General features: G+C 71.1%; 21 protein-coding genes, 1 tRNA gene and 3 pseudogenes. 17 read left to right on the top strand and 8 right to left on the bottom strand.

The genetic code is table 11. The features are described from left to right. The first annotated feature begins 2 nt into the window (after positions 1–2). From IG84_RS0106905 to IG84_RS42890, 6 genes are read left to right on the top strand one after another with little or no spacing between them, the layout of a single operon-like run. A complete protein-coding gene (locus IG84_RS0106905; RefSeq protein ID WP_211266423.1) occupies positions 3–1,001 on the top strand; it encodes an NAD-dependent epimerase/dehydratase family protein in 999 nt (332 codons plus the stop codon). Next, positions 998–1,600, top strand: a complete 603-nt coding sequence (locus tag IG84_RS0106910) for a sulfotransferase family protein (protein ID WP_051861460.1) — start codon at positions 998–1,000, stop codon at positions 1,598–1,600. The genes IG84_RS0106905 and IG84_RS0106910 overlap by 4 nt, the downstream gene beginning before the upstream one ends. Further along, entirely contained in the window at positions 1,597–3,012 is a 1,416-nt protein-coding gene (locus IG84_RS0106915; protein ID WP_051861461.1) for a sulfotransferase, read from the top strand. Before IG84_RS0106910 ends, IG84_RS0106915 begins: the two co-directional genes overlap by 4 nt. A 12-nt stretch (positions 3,013–3,024) precedes the next feature. After that, complete coding sequence (locus IG84_RS0106920; protein ID WP_031052565.1) at positions 3,025–3,462, top strand: ATP-binding cassette domain-containing protein; 438 nt, start codon at positions 3,025–3,027, stop codon at positions 3,460–3,462. A gap of 57 nt (positions 3,463–3,519) precedes the next feature. Next, positions 3,520–4,383: a sulfotransferase gene (locus IG84_RS0106925; protein ID WP_157848835.1), complete on the top strand. Its 864-nt coding sequence runs from the start codon at positions 3,520–3,522 to the stop codon at positions 4,381–4,383. 5 nt (positions 4,384–4,388) lie between these two features. Beyond that, the gene (locus IG84_RS42890; RefSeq protein WP_031052570.1) at positions 4,389–4,685 is read left to right on the top strand and encodes an ArsR/SmtB family transcription factor; all 297 of its coding nucleotides are present in this window, start codon (positions 4,389–4,391) and stop codon (positions 4,683–4,685) included. Between the two features lie 30 nt (positions 4,686–4,715). Here IG84_RS42890 and IG84_RS42765 read toward each other — a convergent pair. Together IG84_RS42765 and IG84_RS39675 are read right to left on the bottom strand one after the other, a co-directional pair. After that, positions 4,716–4,981: pseudogene (locus IG84_RS42765) on the bottom strand (transposase); the annotation flags it as partial. A gap of 13 nt (positions 4,982–4,994) precedes the next feature. Then, positions 4,995–5,690: an ANTAR domain-containing protein gene (locus IG84_RS39675; protein ID WP_342668410.1), complete on the bottom strand. Its 696-nt coding sequence runs from the start codon at positions 5,688–5,690 to the stop codon at positions 4,995–4,997. Between IG84_RS39675 and IG84_RS41065 the strand changes: the two genes are divergently transcribed. After that, positions 5,625–5,774: a hypothetical protein gene (locus tag IG84_RS41065; protein ID WP_157848837.1), complete on the top strand. Its 150-nt coding sequence runs from the start codon at positions 5,625–5,627 to the stop codon at positions 5,772–5,774. The genes IG84_RS39675 and IG84_RS41065 overlap by 66 nt on opposite strands. A 352-nt stretch (positions 5,775–6,126) precedes the next feature. Beyond that, positions 6,127–6,200, top strand: a tRNA-Met gene (locus IG84_RS0106950). 113 nt (positions 6,201–6,313) lie between these two features. Here the strand turns inward: IG84_RS0106950 and IG84_RS41070 are convergent. Both IG84_RS41070 and IG84_RS0106960 read right to left on the bottom strand, forming a co-directional pair. After that, positions 6,314–6,454 carry a hypothetical protein gene (locus IG84_RS41070; RefSeq protein WP_157848838.1) on the bottom strand — a complete coding sequence of 47 codons (141 nt, stop codon included), beginning with the start codon at positions 6,452–6,454 and terminating at the stop codon, positions 6,314–6,316. Beyond that, positions 6,451–7,296 (bottom strand): SigB/SigF/SigG family RNA polymerase sigma factor, encoded by an 846-nt coding sequence (locus tag IG84_RS0106960; protein ID WP_031052592.1) that lies wholly within the window; start codon positions 7,294–7,296, stop codon positions 6,451–6,453. Before IG84_RS0106960 ends, IG84_RS41070 begins: the two co-directional genes overlap by 4 nt. Positions 7,297–7,898: 602 nt before the next feature. On the opposite strand from IG84_RS0106960, the gene IG84_RS42565 reads away from it, so the two are divergent. The 5 genes and pseudogenes from IG84_RS42565 (at position 7,899) to IG84_RS0106975 (ending at position 12,116) form a co-directional block, all read left to right on the top strand. Further along, a complete protein-coding gene (locus IG84_RS42565; protein ID WP_281179322.1) occupies positions 7,899–8,027 on the top strand; it encodes an LPFR motif small protein in 129 nt (42 codons plus the stop codon). Between the two features lie 220 nt (positions 8,028–8,247). After that, positions 8,248–8,604, top strand: a pseudogene (locus IG84_RS0106965) (alpha/beta hydrolase); the annotation flags it as partial. Positions 8,605–9,011: 407 nt separating this feature from the next. After that, positions 9,012–11,186 (top strand): ATP-binding protein, encoded by a 2,175-nt coding sequence (locus IG84_RS42570; protein ID WP_169749863.1) that lies wholly within the window; start codon positions 9,012–9,014, stop codon positions 11,184–11,186. A 9-nt stretch (positions 11,187–11,195) separates the two neighbouring features. Continuing rightward, positions 11,196–11,421 (top strand): annotated as a pseudogene (locus tag IG84_RS41785) (ISAzo13-like element transposase-related protein); the annotation flags it as partial. Between the two features lie 47 nt (positions 11,422–11,468). After that, entirely contained in the window at positions 11,469–12,116 is a 648-nt protein-coding gene (locus IG84_RS0106975; protein WP_245659247.1) for a GntR family transcriptional regulator, read from the top strand. A 75-nt stretch (positions 12,117–12,191) separates the two neighbouring features. On the opposite strand, the gene IG84_RS0106980 is transcribed toward IG84_RS0106975, so the two are convergent. Then, positions 12,192–12,986: a carbon-nitrogen hydrolase family protein gene (locus IG84_RS0106980; protein WP_031052603.1), complete on the bottom strand. Its 795-nt coding sequence runs from the start codon at positions 12,984–12,986 to the stop codon at positions 12,192–12,194. A gap of 54 nt (positions 12,987–13,040) precedes the next feature. Continuing rightward, positions 13,041–14,393, bottom strand: a complete 1,353-nt coding sequence (locus tag IG84_RS0106985; RefSeq protein ID WP_031052605.1) for an MFS transporter — start codon at positions 14,391–14,393, stop codon at positions 13,041–13,043. Positions 14,394–14,548: 155 nt separating this feature from the next. On the opposite strand from IG84_RS0106985, the gene IG84_RS0106990 reads away from it, so the two are divergent. Continuing rightward, complete coding sequence (locus IG84_RS0106990) at positions 14,549–15,235, top strand: DUF2848 domain-containing protein (protein WP_031052606.1); 687 nt, start codon at positions 14,549–14,551, stop codon at positions 15,233–15,235. Positions 15,236–15,421: 186 nt separating this feature from the next. Here the strand turns inward: IG84_RS0106990 and IG84_RS0106995 are convergent, their stop codons facing one another. Further along, positions 15,422–16,300 (bottom strand): LysR family transcriptional regulator, encoded by an 879-nt coding sequence (locus IG84_RS0106995; protein ID WP_031052607.1) that lies wholly within the window; start codon positions 16,298–16,300, stop codon positions 15,422–15,424. 96 nt (positions 16,301–16,396) lie between these two features. Between IG84_RS0106995 and IG84_RS41075 the strand changes: the two genes are divergently transcribed. From IG84_RS41075 to IG84_RS0107010, 3 genes are all read left to right on the top strand, one after another. Beyond that, complete coding sequence (locus IG84_RS41075) at positions 16,397–16,558, top strand: hypothetical protein (protein WP_157848839.1); 162 nt, start codon at positions 16,397–16,399, stop codon at positions 16,556–16,558. Positions 16,559–16,826: 268 nt separating this feature from the next. Beyond that, positions 16,827–17,558, top strand: a complete 732-nt coding sequence (locus tag IG84_RS0107005; protein WP_031052609.1) for an alpha/beta hydrolase — start codon at positions 16,827–16,829, stop codon at positions 17,556–17,558. Next, positions 17,555–18,427: a sulfurtransferase gene (locus IG84_RS0107010; protein WP_051861465.1), complete on the top strand. Its 873-nt coding sequence runs from the start codon at positions 17,555–17,557 to the stop codon at positions 18,425–18,427. The genes IG84_RS0107005 and IG84_RS0107010 overlap by 4 nt, the downstream gene beginning before the upstream one ends. Positions 18,428–18,482: 55 nt before the next feature. Here IG84_RS0107010 and IG84_RS42575 read toward each other — a convergent pair whose 3' ends face one another. Further along, the gene (locus tag IG84_RS42575; RefSeq protein ID WP_281179326.1) at positions 18,483–18,617 is read right to left on the bottom strand and encodes a hypothetical protein; all 135 of its coding nucleotides are present in this window, start codon (positions 18,615–18,617) and stop codon (positions 18,483–18,485) included. Positions 18,618–18,657 lie beyond the last annotated feature (40 nt).

Consider the following 18,657-nt stretch of genomic DNA (forward strand, 5'->3'; position numbering starts at 1 on the left):
CGGTGGTGACAGGAGCCGCCGGATTCATCGGCTCCCATCTGTGCGCGCACCTTCTCGCCGCCGGCGACACCGTCCTCGGCATCGACGCGCTCACCGAGTTCTACGAACCGGCTCTCAAGGTACGGAATCTGCGCACCCTCATCGCCCACCCCGCGTTCAGCTTCCACCGGGCCGACCTGCTGGAGACCGACCTCGCCCCGCTGCTCGCCGACGCGGAGGTCGTCTATCACCTGGCAGGCCAGCCCGGTGTGCGGCCCTCCTGGGGCTCGGAGTTCGGTCTCTACGCCCGACGCAACCTGCTGGCCACCCAGGTACTGCTGGAGGCCCTGCGGAACCGGCACCGCAGCCGTCCGCTGCGCAAGCTCGTCCACACCTCCAGCTCCTCGGTGTACGGAGACGCGCCGACCTTCCCTACTCATGAGACGGTCCTCCCGAAGCCGGTGTCACCGTACGGCGTCACCAAGCTTGCGGCCGAGCATCTCTGCGAGCTCTACCGTTCCGCCCATGATCTGCCCAGCGTCTCGCTCCGCCTGTTCTCCGTGTACGGGCCCCGCCAGCGGCCCGACATGGCCTTCGTCCGGCTGGTCACGGCGGCCCGCACCGGCGAGGCGTTCCCGCTGTACGGCGACGGCGAGCAGACCCGCGACTTCACGTATGTACGCGACGTCGTCACCGCCCTGCGCGACGCGGCCCGCTCGGACTTCACCGGGGTGGCGAACCTCGGGGGTGGCTCCCCGGTCTCCATGAAGCAGGCGGTGGCGGCCGTCGAGCAGCTCATCGGCCCGGTCACCATCGAGCTGAGCCCCGCCGGCCCGGGCGAGGCCCGCCATACCGGGGCCGACATCTCCCTCGCCGCCCGCGCCTTCGGCTATCGACCTCGCACCGAGCTGCACGAGGGACTGGCCGCCATGGCCCGGTACGCGGCCACCGAACGGCCGGCCGGCCCTGACGGCCCCCGCTCCCCCACACCACTCGCCGTCCGACGAGGAGACACGCCGTGAGCGCCGCAACGCCCCGCCCCAAGGTCTTCGGCATCGGCCTGTCGCGCACCGGTACCCGCTCGCTGAGCGCGGCACTGCGCACACTCGGCTTCGACGTCGCCCATTACCCGAGCGATCCGGCCACCCACCAGGCTTTGCTGGCCGGTACCGCCCGCTTCCCGCTGCTCGACCGGCGGGACGGGATCACCGACATCACCGTCGTGCCGTACTACGAGGAGCTCGACCTCGCCTGGCCGGGCGCCAAGTTCATCCTGACCGTGCGGGACGAGGACAGCTGGCTCCGCTCCTGCCGAGCGCACTGGCAGCGCCCGACGGCGAGCAAAGGCGACCGGGGCGAGAATTACCCGGACCTCCAGCGTTTCCTACGCGCCGCCGTCTACGGCTGCCTCGACTTCGACGCCGGCCGGTTCGCGCGGGTCCACCGCCGCCACATCGAGCAGGTGCGCCGCTACTTCAAGGGCCGCGACAGCGATCTGCTGGTCCTCGACATCGTCGGCGGCGAGGGCTATGAACGGCTCGCCCCCTTTCTCGGCGTCGAGACGCCCGGCGGCCCCTTCCCCCATGTCAACTGCGCGGGAACCGTGGCCGGGGCGACATGACCGGCGCGATCCGTACCCTGAGCGGCGACTGGTCTCCACCGGGCGGGCGGCCGGTCGAACTGGTGCTGCGTACGCTCGGCGAGCGCACCACGAGCCTGGCGCTCGGTCTCGCGATCCGGCACATCCGCCCCCGCAAGGTCCACGTCGTGGAGAACATCCGCCCACTCGCCCGGGCCGTCGACCGGCAGGTCCACATCGACCACGGCGACGCCTCGCACATCGTGTATGTCGACGCGGACAGCCTGATCCTGGAAGACCTGCGGCCCTTCCTGGACGCGAACGACCTGGCGTACGTCGACTGCTACGTACGGGACCGTTTCCGCGGCCGGGTCCACTGTGGGGTGCACATCGCCCGGGCCGACCTGGTCCGGGCGATGCGCGAGGTGGACGTGGCCGCCGAATCCGCCTGGGCGGGCCGGGGGCCGGTCCTGCGCCCCGAAGCCTTCAGGCGCCACCTCGCACTGCGCCACCTCCAGCCCGACGTACAGCTGAAGACCTTCCACATCCTGCACGATCATTTCCAGCACCACACCGACGTCTTCGCCAAATACGCACTGCGTGAGGTACGCAGTCGCACCGCGTGGAGCCGGGCCGTGCTGGAGGAGGCCATGCCGGGATGGGGGAACGAGCCGGACTTCGACCTCGGGCGGGAGGCCGTCCGCCACACGCGCGCCGCGGTGCCCGCCGACGTGCCCCCTCGAGCGCTCGCCCGGTACCTCGAAAGCCTGTCGCGGCCGGCGGCCGATGCGGTCGCCCGGCTCGGCCTGCCCGCGCTTCCGCCCCTTACCCCGGCCGAGGTCCGGACGGCCGTTGCCGGCAACCCCCTGGCCCTCGGCCCGGCACCCCGGAGGCCCAAGGTCTTCTGCCTCGGACCGCCCGGTACGGGGGTCCGCAGCCTGGTCGCGGCGCTGCACGAGATCGGCCACGATCTCGCGCACTATCCGCTCGGCGCAGACGACCTCGCCGCCCTGCGCCGCAGGGACGGCGCCTTTCCCGCACTCGACCACTATGACGGCCTCACCAGCAGCTACGCCCTGCCGTCCTTGCCGGCGCTGGACGCCCGCCACCCGGGAGCCCGGTTCATCCTCACCGCACGGCCCACCGAGGACTGGCTGCGTACTGCGGAACGGCTGTGGCGCACACCCTGGCCTGCCGGGGCGCCGCGGGCCGAGCGGGCGGCTCACGAAGAAGTGGCGAGCCTGTTCCGCGAGTGGTTCGACTGCGGCAACACCTTCGACAGCGAGCGGCTGGCAGAAAGCTACAACAATCAACAGAAGCTTGTGCGCGCCTACTTCGCTGACCGCCCCGGCGACCTGCTGACGGTGGATCTCACGGCCGGTGACGGCTGGGAGCGGCTCGCTCCCTTCCTCGGTCACCCGGTTCCGTCCCGGCCCTTCCCTCATGTGCGATGACCGGGCGGCGGCATGCACGAGATCGTCACCGCCTCGGGGCCGGCCAAGGGTGATGTTCTCGCAGGCGGCCATCGGCCGCTTCGTGTAGTCCTGCGGCACCAGGCCACTCTGCTCGCCAAGTCCTTCTGGGGCGGCCACGACCTGTCCGGCGGTCAGTGGCAGCGGCTCGCCGTCGCGCGGGCCTGCTACCGCCGGGCGACCGTCCTCGTCCTCGACGAGCCCACCTCGGCCATGGACCCACGCGCGGAACACCAGGTGATCAGCCGCTTCAAGGAGCTCGCCCGGGGACGCGCCGCCGTGTTCGTCACCCACAACTTCATCAACACGCGTATCGCCGACCGCATCGTCGTCCTCGCATGCGGCCGGATCGAAGAAGAGGGCACGTTCGACGAACTCATCCGCCGGGGCGGCCTGTTCGCCGAGCTGCATCGGCTCTCCCAGGACCGCTGACCGGATGGATCACCGAAGGGCAAAGACGAATCGCCCAGGGACAAGGGAGGCAGAACAGTGGCTCGTGGCGGACGCCTCAATCAGGATGTGGCCTTCATCTTCGGAGCAGGGCACTCCGGCACCACGCTGCTCGGACTGTTACTCGGCGCCCATCCCCGGATCTGCTTCGCGGGAGAGGCATGGAACAGCACCCGCCTGGGCTCCCGAACCGACCGGGGCAGAGTCCTCGGCTGCAATTTCTGCACCGCCGACTGTCCGGTGTGGTCGGACTCGCACGCCGATGACAGCCCCGACGTGTACGAAATGCTCGCCCGCCGTACGGGCCGCCGTTTCGCCGTCGACTCGACCAAGGCAGTCGCATGGGTCGACCAGCAGGAGAGTGCGCTGCTCTCGACCGTGCGCCGGCACCTGATCGTGCTGCTGCGTGACGGCCGGGCCGTGGTCAACTCCGGCCTGCGCAAGTATCCCGACGCCACACCGGAAGTACTCACCACGGAGTGGGTCGCTCAGATGCGCCGGACCGAAGACCTCGCCACTCGCTGGCCGGGCACCGTGACGCGGGTGCACTACGAAGACCTCGCCGAGCGCACCGAGGACACTCTGCGGGCCCTGGCAGCCTCCCTCGGCCTGGAGTTCGTCCCCGCGATGCTCGACCCCTGGCACAGCGAACAGCACCCGCTGGGCGGAAACGAGGGGACCCAGTTCCTCGTCGCTCGCGCACGCGCCGCCCGCGCCCCGGCCGGTCCTGGCCTGCCACCGCCCCCGGACACCGCCGGCCTGGAACCGAGCAAGCGCGGTTACTACCGTGACCACCCGCCGGCGGTCGTCCTGGACACGCGCTGGCGCGAGGAGATGTCCCCGACTGCCCTCGCAGTTTTCGAGACGATCGGGGGCGATACCAACATCCCGTACGCCCGCTGATCCACCTGCCCCGGGGAGCGGCCGGCGAAGTTCTAAGCGATCCAACGAGGCTGCACATGATGAACGTGCTCGCGAAGGGGAGCGACATGGCCTGCTCAGCAACGTACGAGGGCCTCGGCGTGACCAAGACCAACGCCTCGCGCCACCTCCGCATCTTGCGGGAGGCCGGCCTCGTGTGGCGCTCTCAGCGCGGCCGCCAGCTCTATGTGCGACTGCGCAGAGCTGAATTGGAACAAAGATTCCCCGGACACCTCCAAGGAATCTTGACCAACACGGACGATGGTTCGGCGGTGAGCCAGTAAGCCTTCATTACACGGGCCGCGGTGGCGTTGGCCGGCGGTGGAGTTCTGGACGTCGGCCGCGGTGACCAGCACCGCCAGCAGCAGGCCAAGGGGGTCGGTAATGGTGCTGCGATTGTGGCCCACGCTTTTCTTGCCCACGTCGATACCTGGTTCGTGGCGGGGACGCTGGTGGAGGTCTTGACGCTCTGCGCGAAGATGCCGTCCTTTTGCCACTTGGCGAAGTAGCCGCGGACCGTCCGGTGGGGCGGAAAGTCCTGCGGGAGACAGGCCCATTGGCAGCCCGTGCGCTCCACATGGGGTGATTGGCGATCAGCCGATGGGGGACGACTCGGTCGTGTCGCGGTTTCGCACTGGCCGGGCAGGTGAAGAGCCCGGCTCAGCCCAGGGCGGACGGGGGAAGGGGCCGGTCTCCGCCGGACCGTTGATGATCTGTGCGGCGAGATCGATGAGTTTCTGCCGGTGGGCGCGGGCGTGACGGCGCATCCGGTCGAAGGCGTCGGCGGGAACCGTGCGGAGGCGTTCGGCCAGGATGCCTTTGGCCTGCTCGATGAGGATGCGGGAGCGGAGCGCGGCCTCCAGATGAGCGTTGTGTTCCTGCGCTTCGCGCAAGGCACGGTGATGAGACAGACCGAGGGCAGCAGCATCGGCCAATGCCTGACAGGCGTCCACGGCGGCCGGGGGGAGGCTTTGGTGCCGGTGGAAGAGGCTGAGCGCGCCGAAGGTGTGGTCGCGGTGGCGGACCGGTAGCGCCGTGACGGCACTGAAACCGCAGACCAGGGCATGCGGGGTGAAATGAGGCCAGCGGACACGGGAGTGCGGATGGAGCAATAGCAGGTCGAGGTGACGCCGGCCGCTGCGCACCGTATCCAGGCAGGGGCCTTCCGTATGTTCGATCTGCAGTCGGACGAGTTGGCGGACCACGTCATCGGAGGCGTCCATGTGCGGGAACTGGCCCTGACGATCGGCCAGGAGGACGCCGCCGGCCGGGGCGCCGGACAGGCGCAGGCTGTGCCCGGTGAGGCGTGCGACGGCCTGGGCCGGCCCCTCGCCGGGGCCCGGGGAGCCCGCCAGCTCCAGCAGGACCCCTGATAGAGCGGGCCCGTGGCAAGGATCTGGCATCGCACTTCCCCTTCGTTGGCATGGCTGGACACCAGTCGTGGCTGCGGTGTCCCGGCCCGAGTGCCCATGGCGGGCCGCACAACACTGCTCAAGGGGTGCATGGGCGACTGGGTGCGCGCTTCACGTGCGCCCGATGCAGAGCGTGTGCGCCTCCTGTGAACAGAGAGGGTGGAGGGGCCTGAGGTACATCGGACCCGGCACTCGAGTGGACGCGCGGTGTGTTCTTCGCGGTTTTGGCGACCGGCGGCTGCGCTCTGGCGGGAATGTGCCCGCTCATCGATCAGGTGAGAGGGCTCGAGCCGCGTAGGAGCGGCGTTACCGAAGCGGGGTGGACCAGCTCGGTAGCTCGCTGGGCTCATAACCCAGAGGTCGCAGGTTCACATCCTGTCCCCGCTACTCATCTCCGGCCCCTCGACACTCGTCGAGGGGCCGGATGCGTGGGGCGAGGAATGCCCTGACGGCCTGGATGAACCGTCCCGCCGCCCCGCGCCGCGGTGGGGCGGACGCCGTCAGGCCGCGTCGTCGGCGGTGGCCGGCCGGTGGAGCGCGTGGCGTTCGCGTGCGGGCCGCATTGTGCGGTGATCACGCCGGGCCAGGAGCCGGTAGGCGGCGGACCGGGCCCGGATCGTGAGCAGGCGTACCGTCTTCACGCCGCCGTACGCTCCGGGCGGGGCTCGCCGATGCGGTCGGCGATCTGGCGGCAGGTGCGGGAGATGATGCGGGAGACGTGCATCTGGGACAGGCCCAGGTGCTCGGCTATCCGGCTCTGGGTCATGTCGCGGAAGAACCTCAGGTAGAGGATCTTCTTCTCCCGCTCGGGCAGCCGGTCGAGGTGCGGTTTGACCGTTTCCCGGGCGAGGACCAGGTCGAATCCGGCCTCCGGGGTGCCGAGGGTGTCGGCCAGCGAGCAGCCGTCGTCGCTGTTCTGCAGCTCCGCGTCCAGGGACAGAGGGCTGAAGCTGTTCAGCGCCTGCGAGCCGAGCAGGACGTCTTCCACCGGCATCCCGGTGTGCTCGGCGACCTGCTCGGGAGTGGGTCCCTGCTCGTCGATGCTGCTGGTGAGTTCCTGGCGAGCGGCGCGGACGCGGTTGCGCAGTTCCTGGACCCGGCGGGGAACGTGCACGCCCCACATGTGGTCCCGGAAATGCCGCTTGATCTCGCCGACGACGGTCGGCACGGCGAAGCTTTCGAAGGCGTTGCCGTGCGCGGGGTCGTAACGGTCCACGGCCTTGACCAGCCCCACGGCGGCGACCTGTTGCAGGTCCTCGAGGTTTTCACCACGGTTACGGAAGCGCAGCGCGAGGCGCTCCGCCATCGGCAGCCAGGCACTGATCACCCGGCCGCGCAGTTCCTGCCGCTCGGGACCGTCCGGCAGGGTGACCAGCCGGCGGAAGTCCTCGGTGGTATCGGGCGCATCGTCGTGCGGATGCCGGCCACGGCTCCCGGGGGCGGCAGGAGCCGCTGCCTTCGCCGCACGGCGCTGCCGCTTGATACCGCGGGGCTTGTTCGGCGGCCGGCTGGGAGCCTGGTCGGCGCGGCGCCGCGCGGCCCGCGCTTCCGTGCCGCCCTGCGGCGCCGCCGCTCCGTCCGACGCCTGCTCCACCGCGGTGGCGAGCTGTCGGTCGTCGATCTGAACTGTGTTCTGCGTCTTCACGAGCATGGGCCGGGCTCCTGGGTCAGCGAATCGTTCCTATGGACACTTTGTTCACCCGTGGAAGCGCGGCCAGGCAGGTGCGCCGGGCGGGAGTCACACTGCTCCCACGGGGCGTGCCTACGGGCCGAAGCACGTAGTCCCTGCTGCCCCCGTCTTCTGGTGGCAAACAGCCCGGTGAAAAATCGTCGCGGTCTACCGCCCCCCCGATACGACGGCCATCGGACCGCTTTTCCGGACGTCGGAGGCACCTGCTTCCGGGCACCTCCCGGTGCCCCAAGTGCTGGCTCGGCACGTGCATCATCCGCGATCCCGACGGTGCTCTGTTTCACAGTCACCGACTGTGTTTCCGCAGCCGATCACCGGGCACCTGCGCCAATGACCGGCCGTACAGCGGCAAGCCAGAACCGGCGCACCACGCTGGAGAAGGACGGAGGCCCACAGTGTTGAGCGCAATCGCAGATGTACTTCGTTCCATCGGCGGAGCCATCGCCACCGTCGTCACCCTGCCGTTCCGGGCCGTGGCTCGACTGCTCGGCGGCGCCGCTGACTCCGCCCACGGACACCACTGACACGACAGTCGCACCTCGACACACAGACGCCCCAAATCCGGGCTTGCAGCTCGCAGTTGACTGTGCCGCCGCCCGAGGAGGTGAGCCCCATGAACGCTGTATCGACGTGGGTGTGCTCCCCCTTTCCCGTCACGGTCGGCGATTGACGTAGGTGTTGCCGGGAGCGTCTCGACCACAAGGCACTCCCGAGAAGCAACACCTATGCACTCTCTGCAATTCACCGCCGATGGTGGGCCGCGCTCACCTTCTCGTGACCGGCTGCGGCTTTCATGTCGCCGTCATCGACGCGCCCGGTCACGGCGACCGGCCGCGCACCGCGCGCGACGAGCAGGAGATGGCCGAGCTGCGCACGGCGCAGGCGGCGGGCGAGCCGGAAGGCCCGATCGTCGTCCCGTACAACGCCCGCCTGGCGGAGCTCGCCGTGCCCGAGTACCGGGCGATCCTGTACGCCCTTCAGGAACTTCCGGAGATCCGCGGCGAGGAACCGGTGGGCTACGTCGGCATCGGCCTGGGCACCGCGATCGGGGTGCCGCTGGTGGTGGTCGAGCCCAGGATCACGGCCGCGGTCTTCGGCCTGATGACGAGCCGGGGGCCGGCCGGAGCGAGGACGGCGTCGTACCCATCGCCGCCCGGCCCGGCGCCGCCCGCGGGGCGGTCGCGGGGCGGTCGCGGGCGGACAGCGCGTGAGGCGCTTCGGCCGTCAGCGCCGCCAGCGATGGCGCACGGTTCGCGGACACGGCACGCCCTCACACGAACCGGTTCCCCCACACCCGTCCCTCACCACCCCTCCCCCACGGGCAGGGAACTTCTCCTGAGAAGGAAGCCGGGTAACCGGGCACTCTCCCACCCCGGGCGACGAGCCGTGGCCACAGTGACCGAACTGCCGCGGGAGACTCCGGTTTCTGATAACACCTGGACATCTGTGGCCGAATGACGTGCTGGCGTCCGGAAAGGGGGGCGGTCGAGGTGGCGGAGGAGCGGCGGTTGGGGAACTTGCCGGTGCAGCGGGGCCGTCTGATCGGGCGGCGGGTGGAGCTGGCGCAGGTGGCGCGGCTGTTGCGGCGCTCGCGGCTGGTGACGGTGACCGGGGTCGGCGGAGTGGGCAAGACCCGGCTGGCGCGGCACGCCGCCGCCGAGGTGCAGCCGCACTTCGCGGACGGGGTGTGGTGGGTGGAGCTGTCGCCGGTGAGTCAGGGCTCGGCGCTGCCGTACGCCATCGCCGAGGCACTGCCGCCGGCCGACCAGACCACCCGGCCGATGCTGGAGGTGGTGGCCGAGTATCTGGTCGGCCGGGAGGCACTGCTGGTATGGGACACCTGCGAGCACCTGGTGGCGGACTGCCGGGAGGCGGCCGCCACGCTGCTGACCGTGGCGCCCCGGCTGCGCATTCTGGTCACCAGCCGCCGCTCGCTGGGCCTGCCCGCCGAGGACATGATCACCCTGGACCCGCTGCCGGTCCCGGAGGCGGACGACGCGGCGGCGGAGGGCAACGACGCGGTGCAGTTGCTGGCCGAGCGGGCGGCCGCGGCGGTGCCCGACTTCGCGGTCACTCCGGCCAACCGGGGCGAGCTGGTGGCGCTGTGCCGCCGGCTGGAGGGGCTGCCGCTGGCCATCGAGCTGGCCGCCGCCCGGCTGCGCGAGATGTCGTCGGCCGAGCTGAACCGGCGGCTGGACGACCGCTACGCCGTCCTCGGAGAGACCGAGCAAGCCGTGGACGAGGCGGATCCTCCCCCAAGCTCTCGGCTTCTCCCCCAGCCTTCGGCCGGGAGGTGCCCCCAGAGCAGGGAGGGACCCCCATGGCACCAGGCGCTGCGCACCGCGATCGGCTGGAGTCACCAGCTGTGCACCCCGGCCGAGCGGCTGGCCTGGGCCCGACTGTCGGTGTTCGCCGGGACCTTCGATACCGACTCCGCTTGCCGGGTGCTGGCCGACGAGCATCTGACCGCCGAGGACGTTCCCCGCCTCCTGACCGCCTTGGTGCAGGACTCGATCGTGGAGTGGGTGCCCACCGGGACCGGGGAGCGGTACCGGATGCTGGACACCCTCCGCGAGTTCGGCGCGTTCTGGCTGCGCGGCCTGGGCGAGGAGCGGGCGGTGCGCCGCCGCCACCGGGACCACTATCTGGCCCTGGCCCACGCCGCCGACGCCGCCTGGGTCGGATCGGAGCAGGTCGCCTGGTACGACCGGACGGTCGCCGACCATGCCAACCTGCGTACCGCGCTGGACTTCTGCCTCGCCGAAGGGGACGGGCACAGCGCGCTGGAGCTGGGCGGGGCGCTGTGGTTCTTCTGGTCCGCCTGCGGCTTCGTGCGGGAAGGCCGTCACTATCTGGATCAGGCCCTTGAACTGGAGTTGCCGCCTGGACCGGCCCGTGCCAAGGCCTTGTGGGCCTGCGGCCTCACCGCCATCGCCCAGGGCGACGCGGAGGCCAGTCTGCGCCTCGCCGGTGTCTTCCGGGAGACAGTGGCCGGGGAAACCGACGGGACCGCGCTGGTCGCCGCCGCCTATCTGGAGGGCGCCAGTCTCACCATCAGCGGCCACCAGACGCAGGCGGCCGAGGCGCTCGACGCGGTGCCGCACGCTCCGCCGTGCCGTGGGCGTTATGACATCGCGTGGTTCGTGGCGCGGGCCACCCGGGCCTTCGTCCATATCCACCTCGGGCAGTTCGCCGACGCGTTGGCCGTCGCCGAGGACGTGTGCACGGAGTGCGTTCGGCGTGACGAGACCTGGGCCCGCGCCTGGGGCGATTACACGCGCGCCCTCGCCGCGCAGGGACTGGGACGGACCGAGGAGGCCGCGGCCCACGCCCGCGCCGCCCTCAACGGCAAGCGGCCCTTTCATGACAACCTCGGCATCGCCATGATCATCGATCTGCTCGCCTCCGCGGCCGTCGCCTCCGGGCACGCCGAACGGGCCGCCCGGCTGCTGGGCATCGCCGAGCGGACCTGGCAGACCATCGGCACTCCCCAGATGGGCTCGCCCGACCTGGTCGCCGCTCGCTCGGCGTGCGAGGCACAGGCCCGCCGCCTCATCGGGGACGACGCCTACCGGACCGCCTTCCGCACCGGCTACGCCACCGCCCCCGCCGCCGGCATCGCCTACGCCCTGAGCGTGCCCGATCCGCCCCACCCCGCCACGGCGCCCGGCCGGCCCGGGTGATGCTCCCCGCTCCGTGCTTACGCCGGCGGCTCCAACGCCCACCGACGCCGGACTTGGAAGAAGCACCTTCACAGCTTCGCCGGGGACAGCGGCCTGGAGATCACGGTCTGCCACTTCCCACCGGGCACCTCGAAGTGGAACAAGATCGAGCACCGGATGTTGAGCCATCTCCGCCAACTGGCGCGGCCGACCGCTGACCAGCTATCAGGTCATCATCGAGACCATCGCCGCGACGGAGTCTCCCGCGCGGAAACCAGGTGGTAGCTTACGTATACAAGAAGTATGCGACCTCAGGGGGCTGCGGTGGTGTCCGGTCGGGAGAAGGCCTACGAGTACCTCAAGGAGACGGTTCTGACGGACCCCGAGATGCAAGGGGTCTTCCTGTCCGAGCAGGAGATCGCCGACCGGATCGGTGTCTCCCGCACCCCGATCCGGGAAGCCCTGCTGCTGCTCGCCGCCGAGGATTTGGTCGAGCTGGTACCCAAGCGGGGCGCCCGAGTGGCGCCGCTGACGGGGCGGGAGATCAGGGAACTGATGGAGCTGCGGGGAATCGTCGAACGGCATGCCGCGCAGCAACTGATCGCGGCCGACCGCGCCCCCGTACCGGAGCTGCAGTCCCTGCTGGAGCGGCAGCGTGAGCTCACCGGCCCCGACCAGGCCAGGGAGTTCATCGCCGTCGACCAGCAGTTCCACTCGACGTTGGTCTCGGCCGTCGGCAACACCCTCCTGGAGCGGCATTACGAGGGCTTGCGCAGCCGTCAGGTCAGGGCCGGTACGGCGGCGGTGTTCAACCGCCAGGGGCGCCAGGAGGCGGTGCTGGAGGAGCACCGGGCCATCCTCGACGCTGTCGCGTCCGGCGACACCGAAGCCGCGTGCGCCGCGATCGACAACCATCTGGAATCGACGCTCAAGGTGCTGCTGGCGGGATAGACGCACCCGCCCGGGCCGAGGAGAGAAGTCCGCGCCCCGCCCTTCGTCCGAAGGACGGGGCGCGGACTCACCTGTTCAGCTCCGCCACAGCTCCGGCCGTCGGTTGGCCAGCACGGACGTCTTCTCGCGTACGGCGGCGACCTCGTCGATGTCCAGGTCGGTCACCAGCAGCTCCGGGTCGCTTCCCAGGCGGTGACGTACGGTCCCGTCGGGGCCGACGATCCGGCTGTGCCCGATGCCCGTCGGTGCCGGGCCCGCCGGGGTGCCTGGGTCGGCCTGGTCGACCGCGGCGACCCAAACGGTGGCGTCCAGGGCCCGGGCACGCACCAGCAGCTCCCAGTGGTCGAGTTTGCCGGGGCCGGCGCCCCAGGAGGCCGCCAGCAGCGTCGCCGCCGCGCCGGCGTCGGCGTGGGCCCGGAACAGCTCGGGGAAGCGGACGTCGTAGCAAGTGGCGAGGCCCATCCGTACGCCGTCCACGTCGATGGTGACGATCCGCGAGCCCGCGGCGACGGTGTCCGACTCCGCGTAGCCGAAGGCGTCGTAGAGGTGAATCTTGTCGTACGACGTGTCGACGCCGGGTCCCGTGGCGAGCAAGGTGTTGGCCACGCGTCCGTCGGGGGCGGGGGTGAACATGCCCGCCACGACGATCGTGCCCGTGGCCCTGGCGATCTCCCGCACCCCGTCCGCCCACCGCCCGTCCAGCGGCTCGGCGAGTGGCGCCAGGGGGGTGCCGAAGCAGGCCATCGACGCTTCGGGGAAGACGACGACGCGGGCTCCGGCGTCCACTGCGCGCCGCGTCCACTCTTCGATGAGCCGCAGGTTCTTCTCGGGGTCGGGGCCGGTGGTGAGCTGGCTCAGGGCGATGCGCATGGCGGTCTGCTCCTTGGTGGGATGAGGCGATGGCTCGCCGGGGAACCGAGGGAATCAGTTGGCGTCTGCCGCGGCCTCGGCGGTCGGCGCGGCGAGTCGGGCGTCTTCGTCGACGGCGGCTTCGGGGTCCCGGCCCAGGTACACCCCGATGACGGTGACGGCCGCGGCGAGGGTGACGTACAGGGCGAGCGGCACCCAGCTGTCGTACGCGCTGAGCAGGGCGGTGAACAGCAGTGGGGCGACGGCGCCGCCGATGATGCCGGCCAGGGTGTACGCCAGCGAGGAACCCGTGTAGCGCAGCCGGGGCGAGAACTGCTCGGCGATGAAGGCGGCCTGCGGCCCGTACAGGAAGGAGTGGACAGCCAGGGCCACGACGACGCCGACAGCCAGTGGGAGCCAGCCGCCGTCCGCCATGGGGAAGAACACGAACGGCCACACGCCCGCGGCCACGGTGGCACCGCCGTACAGCAGACGGCGGTTGATCCGGTCGGAGACGGCGCCGGCCAGCGGGATGAGGACGACCTGGAGCGAGGAGCCGATCAGAACGGCCGCCAGGGCGGAGCCGCGCTCCATCCCCAGCTCCTGGGTGGCGTACGTCAGGACGAAGACGGTGAACATCGCGTACAGCACGTCGGGGCCGACGCGACAGAGGATCGCGGCGATCAGGGCGCGGGGCTGCGTGGTGAACACTTCGCGGATCGGGGCCTCGGGCCGGGACTGCTCGGCCTCCATGGCCTTGAAGACCGGGGTCTCCTCCAGCTTCACCCGGATCCACAGTCCGAAGCCGACCAGGGCCCCGGAGAGGAGGAAGGCCACGCGCCAGCCCCACGACTCGAACTGGGCCTCCGTGAGGAGTACGCCCAGGGCGGCCAGGACCCCGTTGGCCAGGAGATTGCCCGCGGGCGGACCCACCTGGGCGGCGGAGGCGTAGAAGCCACGGCGCCGTGGATCGCCGAACTCGCTGGACAACAGCACGGCACCGCCCCACTCGCCGCCGACACCGACGCCCTGCGCGAATCGCAGCACGACCAGGATGATCGGGGCGGCGACACCCATCGTGGAGTACGCGGGCAGCAGGCCGATCAGGAACGTGGCCGCGCCGATGAGGATCAGCGTGGCGATGAGCACCTTCTTGCGGCCGATCACATCGCCGAGGCGGCCGAAGACGAACCCGCCCAGCGGGCGTGAGACGTAGCCGACCGCGTAGGTCGAGAACGCGAGGAGGGTGCCGGTGAGCGGGTCCTTGGACGGGAAGAACTGGTCGCCGAAGACCAGGGCCGCCGCGGCGGAGTAGATAGCGAAGTCGTACCACTCCAGGGCCGTGCCGGTCAGGCTCGCGGCGAAGGCCCGGCGGACGCCGGAGCGCCGCTCGGACGCCGTCGGCCCGCCCTTCGGGGTGTCGTGCATGGTTCCCATCCTTGCGTCGGGGGACATCGACCTGTCGGCATACTTCCTGTATACAGGTCGTATGCGCAAGCCTCCGCGCAAGAACTTAACCGTTTTAACCGCGGAGAAATTCGCTTCCCGTACCGGAATCCGATCTCGATCTCTGGGAGTACCCCGTGGCTGTGCTGACCTTCGAACTGCCCGACGGATCGACACGCGAGGTCGACGTCATACAGGTCTTCAACGCCGGATACGCCGGCCGCAATCAGGAGGATGTCGCCGCGCATGTCGCCGAACTCGCCGAACTCGGTGTCCCTGCCCCCTCCGTGACGCCCGCCCTCTACCCCGTTCCCCCCTACCTTGCCCAGCAGACCGAGTGCGTAGCGGTCCAGCACGGGCGCACTTCGGGCGAGGCGGAGTGGGCGCTGATCGTGGCGGACGACGGGGAACTGCTGCTCACGGCCGCCTGCGACCACACCGACCGCGACCTCGAAGTGCACGGCGTGGCCTGGAGCAAGAACGCCTCTCCCGATGTCCTCGGACGGCGCGCCTGGCGCCTGGCCGATGTCGAATCGCGCCTCGACGCACTCACCCTGCGCGCCTGGGTCGCCCACGACGGCAAGGAGACCGAAATACAGCACGGCACGCTCGCCGAGCTCCTCACCCCGGCCTACTGGGCCGACGTCCTGAGCTCCCGCGGCGATCTCACGCCCGGCACCGTCCTCATCTCCGGGACCATCCCCATGACCTCGGGTGTCGACCAGTTCGCCGACGCCTGGCGGGTGGAACTGGGCGACCCCGCCACCGGTGACACCATCCGGGTCGCCTACGACGTACGGCCGATGCCGGAACCCATCGGCTGAGGCGAGATCCGCCCGGTGGGGGTACGAGGACCGGCAGGGACCGACGGTGAACGTCGGTCCCTGCCGGTCAGACCGTTCCGCATGCCGGCGCAGCTGGCCGTGCGTCAAGAGCCGGTCGTGCCAAGGGTGGAGCGCCTGGCCGCTGCCGCGATGGCACCTTCGTAGCGGCGCCATGCGGCCGTTGCATCATGCCGCGCGGTCGGTCTCGCGGGAGGCGAGGAGGGCGCGTACGGCCTCGATGGCGGTGCCGGTCAGGGAGGGGTCGGCGCCGCGCCGGGGGCGCGCGCTGAGCGGGACCGGGGAGACGGCGGGGAGGTCGTCGCGCGGGACGAGTCCCTCGGGGTGCTGGCCGCCGGGAACCGCGAGCAGGGCGACGCCGAGCCCGGCGCGGGCGGCGTCCAGGACACCCGCGAGATATCCGGCCTCTGCGACGACGGTGGCCGGGATGTCATGGGCGGCCAGCGCCGTGAGGGCACGGCGGCGGATGACGCACGGCTCGTTGATGGCGACCAGTGGCAGCGGGGCGGCGGCGGACGCCGTCCAGCCGGGAGCCGCGTACCAGCGCAACGGGAGGGCACCAACAGGGGTGCCCGCGGCGGCGGTTGCCTCGGTGACGTAGACGGCGAGGTCGGCTTCGGCGCGCTCGACCGCGTCCGTCAGGCGTACCGAGCGGTCGATCCGTACCCGGACCTCGGCACCCGGACGCACCGCCCGCACCGCCTCGGTGAGCACCGGGAGGATCTGGTCGGCACCATGCTCGGTGGCACCGATGACGACGGTCGCGGCCGCGGGCCCGTCTTCGCCGAGCAGTCGGCGGACGGCGCCGTCGTGCGCACCGAGGATCAGCCGGGCTTCTTCGAGGAGCTGGGTGCCGTGGGCGGTGAACCGGGTTCTGCGTCCGTCGCGTTCGACGACGGGAGCGCCGAGAGTCTTCTCCAGCCGTCGGACGTGCTGGCTGACCGCGGACTGGCTGAGCGCGAGCGCACCGGCTGCGCGGTGGAAGCCGCCGTAGTCGGCTACGGCGACGAGGCTGCGCAGCGCCACGATGTCCAGGGTCGGTCGCATGGGCCGAGGCTAGCAGTAATTGATTATGAATCGTGATCGATTTTGATGGCGAATCGTCGTTGGACGTACGGTTCCCGCCTCCGGCATGCTGAGCGCATGCTGCGTACAGCCATCGCGCCGGCCTGCGAGCCGCGCCTCCACCACGCCGGAACCGGGCCGTCGGCCGCCGGTGCCGTGGTGTGCTGTGGCGCGGGCACCTGGCTGACGCAGCGGCGCGTGGTCGACTTCGGCCGCGTGTGCGCGATGCGCTGTCGCTGACCTTTTCCTTTCTCTTCGCCCGGCGGGAACGCAGGGCGAAGGAGACCTTTTCCCCTTGCTGCGCCCGCTCCCAACGCCGGGCAGTTCCGGGTCGTTACGTCGCTGTGTCGGCACTTCGCTGTGTCGGTACTCCGCTGCATCGCCAGGTCTGTGGCGATCTCTGTAGCCCGTCGTTCCGCACAACGGCTCCCCCGCCGCGGGGCCTTCGACTCCGCTTTTCGACCTTTCGATCTTTCGGCCTTTCGACCTTTCGACGAATCGAGTCACCATGAGCTCTCCTCAGCCTGTCCACTCCTGGGACGAACCGGAGGGAATCGCGCCGCGCGGCACCCTCGTCCTGCTCCCCGGCCGTGGTGAACACGGCGGCGTGTACGAGCGGTTCGGCCGCCGAATCGCTGCTGACGGCTATCGCGTACGGGCCCTGGGGGACGCCACCCTCGACCCGGCCGCGGTCACCGACGAGGCCGCCAAACTGCTGCGCGACGAAACGCTGCCCGGGCCGCGGGTACTGGTCGGCTCGGACACCGGGGCGTCGTACGCCGCGCAGCTCGTCGCGCGTGCCGCCCCTGGCCTGGACGCGCTGGTCCTCGCGGGGCTGCCCGCCGGACCGCACTCCATTGCGACGGCCCCGGACTGGGAGAGCGAACTCTCGCAGCGCACCGCATGCCCCACGCACCAGGGCCAGCTCTCCGCCGACACCACGTTCCGGCGCCGCGCCTTGGCGGACGCGCCGCCGCCGGAGCTGCCCGCACTGGCCCGGGTCACGCTTCCGGTGCTCGGGCTGCACGGTGCGGACGACACGGTCAGCCCCCTCAAGGAGGCCCGCCATGCCTACCGGCCGTTCCCTCGAGCGGAGTTGGTGAGCCTGGCCGGTACACGACACGACGTCCTCAACGATGTCACCCACCGTACGGCCGCTGCCACCGTCGTGCTCTTCCTGGAGCGCCTGCGGCTCTCTCCCGAGCTGCCGTCCATCGCCGCCACGGAGGACCTCGGATGACCGCCCCGACGCCTTGGTTCACCGCTCCCGTCCTCATCACCGCGGCCGAGCTCTACGCCCGGTTGCACACCGACGACCCGGCGCCCGTGGTCCTCGACGTACGGTGGCAGCTCGGCGATCCGGACGGCCACGGGCACTACCTCAAGGAGCACATACCCGGCGCTCTTTACGTCGACCTGGATACCGAGCTCGCCGCTCCGCCCACGTCCGACGCGGGCCGCCATCCGTTGCCGGACGTCGCCGCCCTGCAGGCGGCGGCTCGCCGCTGGGGACTCTCCGCGGGCCACCCGGTGGTCGTGTACGACGACAACGGCAACACGGCCGCTGCCCGCGCCTGGTGGCTGCTGCGCTGGGCAGGGATCGAGCAGGTCACACTGCTCGACGGAGCGCTGGGCGCCTGGCGTGCGGCAGGGCTGCGCACGGAGACCGGCCAGGCCGTCCCTCCGGAGCCGGGCGACATCGTGCTCACACCGGGGCACCTGCCGGTGTTGGACGCCGAAGCGGCCGCCAGGGTGGCCCGTACCGGTGTGTTGCTGGATGCCCGGGCCGCCGAGCGGTACCGGGGCGAGAGCGAGCCCGTCGACCCGCGTGCCGGGCACATCCCCGGCGCCCGCTCCGCGCCGACCGGCGACAACCTCACCGCCGACGGTGCCTTCCGCCCCCCGGAAGAGCTCGCGCTGCGTTTCGCCGCACTCGGCGCGGACGGCGCCACCGAGGTCGGGGTCTACTGCGGCTCCGGCGTCACAGCGGCCCACCAGATCGCGGCCCTCGCCCACGCCGGCATCCCGGCCGCCCTCTACCCCGGCTCCTGGTCCGCCTGGTCCGCCGACCCCGCACGGCCTGTCGCGGAAGGACCACAACCGGGCTGAGCCGCACCGATAGGACACCGCGTGCGGACCCCGCATCCCACTTCCCGTATCCCACTCACACTCCTCCCCCCCCGACCGAGAGGCTCTCCATGTCCTCCCCGCCCACCGCCGTTTCCGGCAGCTCCCCGCCGGCGTCCTCCTCCGCGCCGCCGCCACCGACCGCCGCGGCGAACCGGAGCACTCCGGTCACCAAGCCGGCCACTCCCGAGGAGAAGCGCCCCGCCCGGCGT

The organism is Streptomyces ochraceiscleroticus, from assembly GCF_000720485.1.
GTDB lineage: Bacteria > Actinomycetota > Actinomycetes > Streptomycetales > Streptomycetaceae > Streptomyces > Streptomyces ochraceiscleroticus.